Genomic DNA, 11,843 nt, shown 5'->3' with positions numbered 1-11,843 from the left:
CACCTTCCTATTCTTGCTTGTTTGAAAAGAGGAGGGAAAATTAAAATCCCCCTCTTTGCCCTATCTACTATTCACACTCGTACCTGTAAATCTCTTTACCATATCCTCTATCAATTACTAAAAGTTCATTTGGATATAACGTCTTATGTTCCATTCCAACCTCATCCTCTGTTATAAACATCCCATCAATAATCATTCCTACTAATTGGGATTCTTTCGCTACAAATATCGATTTCGATCCTTTCTTTGCTATAAACGTAACGGATTGTACTGTCTTCCTTTCCGCTCTATACGGAATACCAAAATAATGTTTCCACCATTTATTTTTAAGTAATTCTGGCTCAGATTGATATAACCAATCTTTCGCTACTTCTTGATCCCATTCGTAATACAATAGTGCTTTCCGGTGAAATCTTGGACGGACAATCCAACCTAAAATGATTATTCCTACTATTAACAGTAATAAAGTGATAGGAATAACAAACTTAAAGATAAGCGCATATTTTTCATAAAACGGTGCATTTTGAATATGAAGTGATATTTTTTTCTTTACTTCTTGTAATTTTGAATCTTGCACTACGATGGTAGCTTCTACGGTGCCGGTATCTGTGAAATTGAATGTGTCGGAGTAATGAGGGCGAGGATAAATATACATTTGATTACTATGTTGTTTTATTTCATAGTTGATTGATTGTTTAGATGTGACACCAGTAGATTTTAATAGTTTCTTTACAGCCTCTTCTGTCATCGGCTTACCATCTAACTGTGGTTGTATAACAAACGGTTTACTATTCTCTAAATTTGTTACTTTTTCTTCATAATCTTTCGTAATCGTTTGTAGTGATAATTTTGGTTTTTCCGTTACTTCGATTTTAAATTCTTTCGTCTGTCTGTAAAAACCCTTTATGTTCATATGAACTTTCCCGCGCACTAGCCCTTTATCAACCTTCATTTCGTAGTAAAATATATGTTTTTTATCGTCCCACTTCATCGGGTACTGTTTTCCGTCTATTTCTACTTCTGCCTGAAAATATGAAGATTGAATTGGTAATTCCGTAGGCTTCGCTTCAATAACAGCAGTAATACCTTCATACATTTTTCCCACATTCTTTTGACTACTATCATCTTTGTCATAAGTAGAAACAGTATAGTTAAGCGCCGGTTCAACTAGTACTTGTAGTCCTTCTTTCTCAATATCTCGATCCACCTCTATCGTATAAGTTCCTGGCTTAATAACTTCCTCATTTTCCGTACTAATATGAACTATATTTCCGAATAATTTCGCTTCTCCTGGTGCATGTATGGAAAAAGAAGATTGTAATTGTAATGGTTTAGAAATTTGTGTGACCTGATAATTAGACAAAGAAGGCGATTGTCGTACAAGCGTCATACGCTTTAATGGAAATGGTGTTGTAATTTCTACTTTCTTCCCTGCTACTTTCGTTTTTACAATCGATTCAACAGAGGAGAACGGATCACGATTTGCAACTAATGCTGCCACTTGATTGACGCTTTTTACAATACCATCCTCTCCACTAGACGGCATCGTAACACCATTTATCTCTTTCTTCCATATTTCTTTAAACGTATTTAGTTGTGCCTTTTCTTGCTGTCCTAAGTCCTCTTCCATCGTAATTAAAATTGGATGTAACGATATCTTTTTTGCATCCATATCTTTCTTAAACTGCGCTAGCTTCTGCAAAATTTGTTCTTTTCCGCCAACCTTATCTTTCTCTAAATCATTAAATGCCCCGTCAGTTAAGACAATAAGCCAAAATTCACGTTTTCCATCTATATCTGCTTCCTTTTTTATAGATTGCATCGCCGTTTCTACTGCGCTAAACGGAGTATTTAAATACGTCTTCCACGCTCCAATTCCTTCAATTTCTGTTTGTCTCTTATCCCTTGTTAACGAAATGTTTAATGGATCATTCGGCTTGCTCATTGGAACGTAAGAAAATGTATCTTTTTCATCTAATAGCGCAACTAAACTTTGCAAAGCGTAATTGGCATATTTCCAGCGATCGTTATTTCTCATGCTGCCCGAATCATCATATACAAGTGAAACGACCCTTTCCTTTGCCTCCTCTCCTTTTGCAAAAGTCCAAAAAGGATGTAAACATATAAATAAAAACAACATGAATGTGGCACAAATTCGAATTTTCATGATGAGGCTTCGCCACCTTTGTAGACAAATTCCTATGTTTAAATTTATGAGAGGATACAAGATATATGACTTGTATTTTAGGACAACTAACACACCATAACTTTATTATGTAAACAGTTATACAAACTGAATATGCCCCCTTCAAGCATTTTCTATCCGATACTATAAGTAAAAAAGCCTGTTTAAGCTCTACACTTAAAACAGACTTTTCCTACTTTTTATATTGAAAACACATAATAAAAAGTTTGATTTATTGCTTCACATACACTTCAACAATTGGATTATCTTTATGATCCGCATGTAAGCGTAAATTCTCTTCACTTGTACTATAAATGCTAGCTAATAACATAATCGTTAACACGTTAGGAGTTTTTGCATCGCTCCCATATTTTCTTTCAAGCGCTTCCTTATATTCAAAATCCAAATCCCCTTGCACATATGTATACACTTCAAAACCGTCTTCTAAATTACAAACTACTGTATCAATAATATCTGCTCCTACTTGCTTCTTCATTTCCTCTCGCAACGCTTCAATAAATTCTTCCCATGGTACTTCATATGTCTGAAACTGATCTGTAGATTTCATGCCTTTTCCTCCTTATATATCCTCTTCCTATATTTCCCCTTTCCTATAACAATTATGATAGATAGGGCATTCGTACAAGCCGCACTTGTCCCCTTTACATATCGTATTACTGTAATGGGGAAGGAGGAATGAATATGCATAGACAAAAATGTTATGATACGTGCCGACGTTATTTCGGTAAAGTCGTTCGCATTGAAGATCGTGATGGTCGCATTCATTTAGGTAAAATAATTGATGTGACAAACAGCTCTGTATGGATTGAGCCAGTGCAACAGCGCTCATCTTTTGATACTGGATTCGGATACTATGACGCATATGCAAACGGTGGTTGTGACCTTTGTGGCGGCATTAGCAGATGTGATAGTTGCGGATTTGGTTGTGGTGGTGGATTCAGCGGCTGTGGATGTGGCGGTCGTGGTTGCGGTAGTTGCGGCGGCTGGGGAGGCGGCGGTTGTGGATGGGGCGTCGAACTCGGATTTGGTTTCATCTTCGGAATTACATTAGCTGCATTATTTTTCATTTAACATAGTAAAGAGTTGACTACCTTTAGCCAACTCTTTACCTTTATTTTTCACATATAAAAATACGATGACCTAAAATGTGCTGGTACATAAGCCGTACATTTTCATGCTGTACCCATGCCTCATATAATTCATTTGGAATATGCGAGGATACATTCCATTCTGGCTCTTCTATATAGCCCGAGATCGTTTCTGCAATTGTACCACCACCAGCGATTGTAATTCTTTTAAAGTTTGCTTTCTGAAATAATTGTACCCATTCACGCTCAGTTAATAGTTCTTTCATCCCGTATAATTGAGCGATTTTTTCTTCCTCCCCCTTATCAATATGCCTATCAATAATCATTTCAATGACAACAAGCTTACCGTCTTTCTGTAGTACACGATAGCACTCTGAGATAACCCTTTCTTTCTCTGTAAAAGCAAGTATCGATTCTCCGAGTACGAACTCAAATGAGTCATGCAAACATGGTAATTGCTCTACATTCCCTTCAATTAATTGAATATTTATTCCTTCAAACGACCATCTATCTTTCGCCTTTTGAATCATAATCTCATTCTTTTCAACCGCCGTTACTTTATAACCACACTCTTTTGTCATGTACGCCGCTGTTTTCCCTGTACCGCAGCCGATTTCAAGGACTTTTGCTCCATATTTAAAAGGCAATTGTGCTAACAATTGTTTTGTTAACGTAAAACCACCAGGATGAGCACTTCCTATTCCGTAATAAGCTAGGAAATCGATGTAAGTATTTCGTTTCATAAAATTCTCCTTTAAATTTTCTATAATACATATATTCACCCATCAATAAATCGTGCACATAAAAAAGCATTTCCAAGTGCTATACAGCAGCTTGAAAATGCTCTTATCTTTTTTATTTCTCTTCTACATACGCCCATTTAAAACTATATTCCGGACTAATATTATGTTTCACAATTCCCTTTACATTTGGTTTCATAACATATGCATCACCACGTTGGTATAAAGGTACAATTGCTACATCTTTTTCTAGGAGTAATTTCTCAGCTTTTCCTAGTTCGTCCCAACGTTTTTTCGCATCACTCATTAATTCGCCGCCAGCTTTTTTGATCATATCATCATAGTTTGAATCAGAGAAACTCATTTGGTTCTGTGAATTTTTTGATTCAAACATATCAAGATACGTCATTGGATCCGCATAATCAGGATTCCAACCACCATATGAGAAATCATAATCTTGGTCTGACTCTAATTTCAGTTTTTGCTTAAATGGTTGTAGCTTAATATTTACTGTCACACCTTTTAGGTTCTTTTCAACTTGGTCTTTTATATATTCCCCAACTTTTTTCGCATTACCAGTATCATAATTTAACAGTTCAACTGTCACTTGATCTTTTCCAAGTTCTTTTTTCGCTTCTTCCCAAGCAACTGCTGCCTTTTTGGAGTCTTGTTTTAAACCGTTTTTGAATGTTTCTGCAAAATCTTTACCGTCTGGTCCAGCCGCTAAACCTTTTGCTACTAAGAAATCAACTGGTTTTGAACCATCATTTAAAATAACATTTGCTAAATTTTTCTTGTCAATAGAGTAGGCAATTGCCTCACGTAGTTTTTGGCTCTTGAACGGCGTATCTTGTCCGCCACGTTTTTGGTTCATACGGATAAAGTATGTGCTTACTTGTGAATAAGTCCCAAACTCTTCTTTATTATTTCTATACTTATCAACAAATTCTCCTGATAACAACGCGAAATCAATTGCACCTGTATCATATAAGTTTACTCTTGTAGCTACTTCTTTTACTACACTATAATTAATTTCATCTAGTTTTACAGTCTTTTTATCCCAATATTGATCATTTTTCTTCAGTTTCCATCCTTGCTCATGTTTCCAATCAGTAAGAACGAACGGGCCGTTATATACTGTCGTATCAGATTCTAAACCGTATTTATCTCCTTTTTCTTTTACGAACTTTTCATTTAATGGATAGTACGATGGGAATGCCATTAAATTCAAGAAATATGGTACTGGTTTTTCTAATTCGACTTCCAGCGTATAATCATCTACTGCTTTTACACCTAATGTAGACACTTCTGCTTTTCCTTGATTAATCGCTTCTGCATTTTTAAGATAGTATGCAATAAACGCATACTCAGCAGCTGTTTTTGGATCTAATATACGTTGCCATGCAAATACGAAATCTTTCGCTGTTACTGGATCACCATTCGACCATTTTGCATCTTTTCGTAATTTAAAAGTATATTTTTTACCATCCTCGCTTTTTGTGCTAGATTCTGCTACAGCGGGAATTGGTTTATTATCTTTATCAAGGCGATATAAACCTTCCATCGTATTCCCTAAAATTTGAGAACCTAAAGTATCAGTTGATTTAGAGGTATCCATTGTCGGAATTTCATTCGTTTCTGTACGATTTAACACTTGCTTTGCCGCATATTTGATATCAGATTTCTTCTCTTCCCCACCATTATTAGACGTCGTTGTCGTTTTCTTCTCCCCACCAGAAGATCCAGAACACGCAGTTAACGCCATACTCATCGCTAAAACTGGCGCTACAACCGCCGTAAACTTTTTCATCTTTTTCTTCATTCTTGTACCCTCCCCAATTATATGTACGAAATTAACTTTGAGAGATTTCCCGTTAAATTAGTTATCAGAAAATTCTTATTAATTAATATTCTACTGATTTTTCAGTTTTTGTAAAGTTATTTTTCTTTTTTTTAGAATATTTAACTTTTTGTTATAGTAACAATATATTTTTCTATTACTACTAAATAGGTTATCTCCCCCATCTACTATATGTTAGCTATATTTTTCTTATTCTCTCTATATATAAAATTTGATCAAATAGTAAAAAGCATCCCAAAAGTAAGTAGTCTACTTTCGGGATGCTCTATCATTTTATCTTTCTATTGTGGACAATGAGATTCTCACTACAAAATAAGTTAAGAAGCTTGTATACATCCACTTAAAACTAGCATTATTGTTTAAAATTATTTCCCATCTTTTTCAGTCATGTATGCCCACTTGAAGCTATACTCTGGGCTAATGTTATGGTGAACGATGCCTTTTGCATTTGGTTTTTGAACGTATGCATCACCACGTTGGTATAAAGGTACAAGTGCTACATCTTGCTCAAGAAGCAATTTCTCAGCTTTTCCTAGCTCTTCCCAACGTTTCTTCGCGTCACCCATTAATTCGCCGCCAGCTTTTTTGATCATATCATCATACTTCGGATCTGCGAAGCTCATTTGGTTATGAGAATGATTAGATTGGAACATATCTAAGAATGTCATTGGATCAGCATAGTCAGGTCCCCAACCAGCATATGATAAATCATAATCTTGCTCTGTTTCTAATTTCAGCTTTTGCTTGAATGGCTGAAGTTTAATATTAACAGTTACCCCTTTTAAGTTTTTCTCAATTTGATCTTTTACATATTCCCCAACTTTTTTCGCATTACCAGTGTCATAGTTTAATAACTCAATTGTAACTTGGTCTTTTCCAAGCTCTTTTTTCGCTTCTTCCCATGCAGCTGCTGCTTTTTTCGCATCTGGTTTAATACCATTTTTAAATGTTTCTTGGAAGTCTTTACCGTCTGGGCCAGTCGCTAATCCTTTTGGTACTAAGAAGTCCGCAGGCTTAGATCCATCATTTAAAATAACATTTGATAAATTCTTTTTATCAATTGATAATGCAATTGCTTCACGTAATTTTTGGCTCTTTAACGGTGTATCTTGTCCGCCACGTTTTTGGTTCATACGTAAGAAGTAAGTACTTACTTGTGAGTATGTGCCAAACTCTTCTTTATTGTTTCTATACTTATCAACGAATTCACCTGATAATAGCGCGAAATCAATTGCATTTGTATCATATAAGTTTACTCTTGTAGCTACTTCTTTTACTACACTATAGTTAATTTCGTCTAGTTTTACAGTCTTTTTATCCCAATATTGATCGTTTTTCTTTAGTTTCCAACCTTGCTCATGCTTCCAATCAGTAAGAACGAACGGTCCGTTATATACTGTTGTATCAGACTCTAAACCGAATTTATCCCCTTTTTCTTTTACAAATTTCTCATTTAACGGATAGTACGATGGGAATGCCACTAAGTTTAAGAAGTATGGCACTGCTTGTTCTAATTCAACTTCTAAAGTAAGGTCATCTACTGCCTTCACTCCTAGTTCAGTTGCAGGTTTTTCCCCTTTATTAACCGCTTCTGCATTTTTAATTGGGAATGCAATGAATGCATACTCAGCAGCTGTTTTTGGGTCTAATAGACGTTGCCATGCAAATGCGAAATCTTTCGCTGTTACAGGATCACCATTTGACCATTTTGCATCTTTACGTAATTTGAATGTATATTTTTTACCATCCTCACTCTTCGTGCTTGATTCTGCCGCAGCTGGGATTGGTTTGTTATCTTTATCTAATCGATATAAACCTTCCATTGTGTTCCCTAAAATTTGAGAACCTAATGTATCTGTATTTTTAGAAGTATCCATTGTTGGAATCTCATTTGTTTCTGTACGATTTAGCACTTGCTTCGCTGCTAGTTTTTCTCCTGATTTACTATCTCCGCCAGAGCTAGAATTTGTGTTTGTCTTCTTATCTCCGCCTGATGTAGAACATGCTGTTAATGCCATACTCATTGCTAAAACTGGTGCTACAACCGCTGTTAGTTTTTTCATTTTTTTCTTTTTCACTTTCTGTACCCTCCCTAATTCTTAACGCTCTCATTTAAGAATTTTCTGATAATTCTGTTTTTATTTATATATTTATCAGAAGATTCTTATTAACTATTATTCTACTAATTTTTCGAGTTTTGTAAAGTGTTATTATTGAAAATTTTTAAAAAATTATTTTTTTACAGTAATATTCATAAAAATTCCATATTCTTTCGAAACACTATACCTTATTGAATTCTATGTATTGATTTAATAGTCTTTATATCTCTTCACTATAAAACACTTGTAAATTATTGTTAATAAATAATGTATATCGTAACAAAGCTCTTTTCTACAAAAATAAAAAAGTCAGCAAAGCTGACTTTTTTATCCGGCCATTTTCTCTCTTTTCATTTCCTCTATTACTCTCGTATACTTCTCATCATCAAATTCATTTTCACTTTTTGCAACAACTACAGTCGCAATACCATTACCAATTAAATTGACGATAGCACGTGCTTCTGACATGAAACGATCTACACCAAGTAATAGTGCTAACCCTTCTAACGGGATAACATTCATTGCAGATAACGTAGATGCTAGTACAATAAAGCCTCCACCTGTTACTGCTGCTGCCCCTTTAGATGTAACTAATAAAATAGCTATTATAGTTAATTGTTGACCTAGTGAAAGATCGACGTGAAAGACTTGAGCTAAAAATATTGTAGCCATCGATAAGTAAATTGTCGTTCCATCTAAATTAAAAGAGTATCCTGTCGGAATGACTAAACCTACTACTGGCTTCGAACATCCGAAGTCTTCCATCTTTGTCATCATTCGCGGCAGTACTGATTCTGATGACGATGTCCCGAGAACAATGAGTAATTCTTCTTTAATGTGAGCTAAATATTTCCACAAACTAAATTTGTACAGTTTACAAATAAAATTTAAAACAATAAAAACAAATAATGCCATTGTCGCATACACACAAATCATTAATTTACTAAGTGGTATGAGCGTGCTTAAACCATATTTACCAATTGTAAACGCCATTCCGCCGAATGCTCCAACCGGTGCTAACTTCATAACAATAGATAAAATATTAAAAAATACTTTCGATAATCTTTCAAAAAAGTCGATAACCGGCTGTCCATTTTTCCCGAGCATCGTTAACCCTGCACCGAATAAAATAGAGAAGAACAGAACTTGTAAAATATCACCTTTTGCAAATGCTTCAAACATGTTAGACGGCACAATATGTAAAAAGAAATCCATCCACTTCATTTCTTGTCCGCTTTGTACATATTGGGAAACATCTCCGCCCTTTAGTTTTGAAGGATCTAATCCATCTCCGGGACGTACAACATTCGCTACGATGATACCAATAAGTAAAGCTGCTGTTGTAACAATTTCAAAATATAATAGTGCCTTACCACCAACACGACCAACCTTTTTCATACTTCCCATACTTGCAATACCAAGCACAATCGTTAAAAAGATTATCGGTGCAATAACCATTTTAATCATATTGATGAACGTTTCACCAATTGGCTTCATCTCTTGTCCAACACTAGGCCAAATTGCCCCTACTGCAATACCACAAATAATTGCCACAATAACTTGGAATGTTAAATTCTTTACAATTCTCATTTTTAATACTCCCCTGTTTTTCATTTCTCCCAAACTATTTTAATCAATGACATGTATTCTATGTGATAGCCTCCTTGTTATTTAACTTAAACCACAACTTTATGTTACACTATTATCTTTAATTTTAAAATAATATATAACATTGATAAATAAATGACATACTATTATACACAATAAAAAGCAGACATTACGTCTGCTTTAATTCTCCTCAATCTGCTTTTCACTTAATCCTAAATGTGTTCTAAGCGTATTACTCAAACTCTGCAAATCTTTTTTATTAGGATTATAATAATATACACGTTGCCCATTTGGACCGTTAGGTAAATATAAATCATCACCAGCTAATTGTATTTTTTCAACTGAACCGTTTAAACCGTATTTATAAAAAGATAAAATATCATCCATTACTAAGTTTGTTTTAAAATCGCCGTCAACCGCTTCAACTATTTTTTCTAGCTTCGTAATCGAGCCTACACTTTTTAATTTACTTAACATCGCTTCAATAACAAGCTGTTGGCGCTGACCTCTCATTGCATCACTATCAATATGACGCGTTCTTGCCAGTGCAAGTGCTTCTTCCCCTGTTAATTTTTGTAGTCCCTTTTTCAAATGAATTGCGTCAGGTTCATCTTTACTATTTTGCTCCGTAAATTCAACCGGGACATCTACTTCAATCCCATCTAATCCATCAACAATTTTCGTGAATGCATTAAAATTAAACTTCACAAAATAATCAACAGGCACTTGTAACAATTTTTCTACCGTTTCCATTGAAGCTTGTGGCCCTCCATCTTTACCATTTTTAACGAAACCACTTCCATATGCATGCGTTATTTTATCTTTTTTCTTTTCAACTGGAACATATGTGTATGTATCACGTGGTATACTCGTTAATTTCACTGTCTTATCATCTTTATTAAAAGTAGCTAACAGTAGCGCATCTGTATGAAATGCACCATTATACTCCTTTTGTCGTTCTTGATTTTCATCAATGCCCATAATTAAAAGTGAAACATTATTTGTAATCGGCTTTACGGCTTTCTCACGTAAATTTGATTTTTCACCGCGTGCTAAATTCAAACTAGATTTTTGTACGAGATTAGAAGTTTTCATATACACATAAGCACCATATGCAACTCCGCCAAATAATAATACTGCTAACAATACACTTATTATCATTGTCTTCTTATATTTTCTTTTATTTTTCTTTTCTCTTGAAGAAGAGGTATTCTCCATATATTTCCCTCCGTTTTCTATTCATCTAATATGTTTTTCAATTTTTCATACTTAGCGCGATCCTTTTGAAATACATTCTCTTTCAACCCTTTGTTTATTTGTATCCATTCAGTCGTAATCGAATATTGAATCATACCTTCGTGGAGACTAAGGAACTTTAGCATAATTCCTGTATTTTTCTCTACAACCATTTCAAATTTCCCTCTTAAATCTTCAGATGTATTTACAGGCATTTCTATATTTATTGTCCCTTCTATTTTGTAGCAATCAAGTCCAAGATACTTCGTTTCTTTATAATTCCAATCTTTATATCGAATGAGTAGATCAGCAAATTCTGATTGAATACTATACTTCGCGAATCCTATATATTCATCATCATACCTTTGTTTCTCGCCTGATTTTCTCAATAACCTTTCCGTAGGATTTAATTTTAATAGTTCATAGTTTCTTCCTTTCGGGCTCCATTTCGTCTCTTTATATGTATACTTCTCATCATCAAATTCTTTTTTCTTGCCCTCGTGATATATAATTGTTCGTTTTTTCGTTAGCTTATCTTCTTTCGAAGAGATACCACTTTGTTGCTCCGTATCAATCGCATATTTGTATGTTGTAGCAATTCTTGACGAACTAGAATATTCCTCAAATTGTCCTGAAATATTATTAAAATGATCAATGGAATCCAGCATCTTTTCATGAATCTTTTCTTTATCTGGATAATTTACGTTCGATTTTATTTCTTCTTCATTTTCATAATCAGAAAACGCCTTTTTCTTTACATATTCAAATACTCCACCATTTTGAGCAAAAATTTGATCAGAAAACTCCGACATAGACACAATGGAAAGTGTTAGAACCGCAGCACTTATAGCCATCATATAAACTCTGTAACCTTTCTTTTTTACCGGAAGATTATGTAGTGTACGATTAATCTTTTCATTTAACTCTGGCGGTACTATAACATTCTCTTCTTTTATTTTCTTTTTTAATTTCTCATCAAATAATTTTTCGTTATCCATCCAATAC

The 11,843-nt window shown here is 34.5% G+C and carries 9 protein-coding genes; 1 reads left to right on the top strand and 8 read right to left on the bottom strand.

What is annotated here, in order from left to right; all coding sequences use genetic code 11:
* Nucleotides 1-67: 67 nt before the first annotated feature.
* Both ACUXEY_RS00625 and ACUXEY_RS00620 read right to left on the bottom strand, forming a co-directional pair.
* The gene (locus tag ACUXEY_RS00625; protein WP_461299821.1) at nt 68-2,167 is read right to left on the bottom strand and encodes a vWA domain-containing protein; all 2,100 of its coding nucleotides are present in this window, start codon (nt 2,165-2,167) and stop codon (nt 68-70) included.
* Nucleotides 2,168-2,417: 250 nt separating this feature from the next.
* Nucleotides 2,418-2,753, bottom strand: a complete 336-nt coding sequence (locus ACUXEY_RS00620) for a hypothetical protein (protein WP_071757695.1) — start codon at nt 2,751-2,753, stop codon at nt 2,418-2,420.
* 134 nt (nt 2,754-2,887) lie between these two features.
* On the opposite strand from ACUXEY_RS00620, the gene ACUXEY_RS00615 reads away from it, so the two are divergent.
* Entirely contained in the window at nt 2,888-3,277 is a 390-nt protein-coding gene (locus ACUXEY_RS00615) for a hypothetical protein (protein WP_151634227.1), read from the top strand.
* 40 nt (nt 3,278-3,317) lie between these two features.
* Here the strand turns inward: ACUXEY_RS00615 and ACUXEY_RS00610 are convergent, their stop codons facing one another.
* The 6 genes from ACUXEY_RS00610 to ACUXEY_RS00585 form a co-directional block, all read right to left on the bottom strand.
* Nucleotides 3,318-4,037 carry a class I SAM-dependent methyltransferase gene (locus ACUXEY_RS00610; protein ID WP_166703959.1) on the bottom strand — a complete coding sequence of 240 codons (720 nt, stop codon included), beginning with the start codon at nt 4,035-4,037 and terminating at the stop codon, nt 3,318-3,320.
* 112 nt (nt 4,038-4,149) lie between these two features.
* Nucleotides 4,150-5,856 (bottom strand): peptide ABC transporter substrate-binding protein, encoded by a 1,707-nt coding sequence (locus ACUXEY_RS00605; RefSeq protein ID WP_166703960.1) that lies wholly within the window; start codon nt 5,854-5,856, stop codon nt 4,150-4,152.
* 404 nt (nt 5,857-6,260) lie between these two features.
* Nucleotides 6,261-7,973, bottom strand: coding sequence for a peptide ABC transporter substrate-binding protein (locus ACUXEY_RS00600; protein ID WP_461299820.1), 1,713 nt, complete (start codon nt 7,971-7,973; stop codon nt 6,261-6,263).
* Between the two features lie 348 nt (nt 7,974-8,321).
* Nucleotides 8,322-9,584 (bottom strand): dicarboxylate/amino acid:cation symporter, encoded by a 1,263-nt coding sequence (locus ACUXEY_RS00595; RefSeq protein ID WP_461299819.1) that lies wholly within the window; start codon nt 9,582-9,584, stop codon nt 8,322-8,324.
* Between the two features lie 198 nt (nt 9,585-9,782).
* The gene (locus ACUXEY_RS00590; protein ID WP_461299818.1) at nt 9,783-10,820 is read right to left on the bottom strand and encodes an LCP family protein; all 1,038 of its coding nucleotides are present in this window, start codon (nt 10,818-10,820) and stop codon (nt 9,783-9,785) included.
* A gap of 17 nt (nt 10,821-10,837) precedes the next feature.
* The gene (locus ACUXEY_RS00585; RefSeq protein WP_461299817.1) at nt 10,838-11,836 is read right to left on the bottom strand and encodes an anti-sigma factor; all 999 of its coding nucleotides are present in this window, start codon (nt 11,834-11,836) and stop codon (nt 10,838-10,840) included.
* Nucleotides 11,837-11,843 lie beyond the last annotated feature (7 nt).

The sequence above is a fragment of the Bacillus sp. F9_6S_D1_P_5 genome, assembly GCF_054823925.1.
This window is presented reverse-complemented; position numbering and strand designations above follow the sequence as displayed.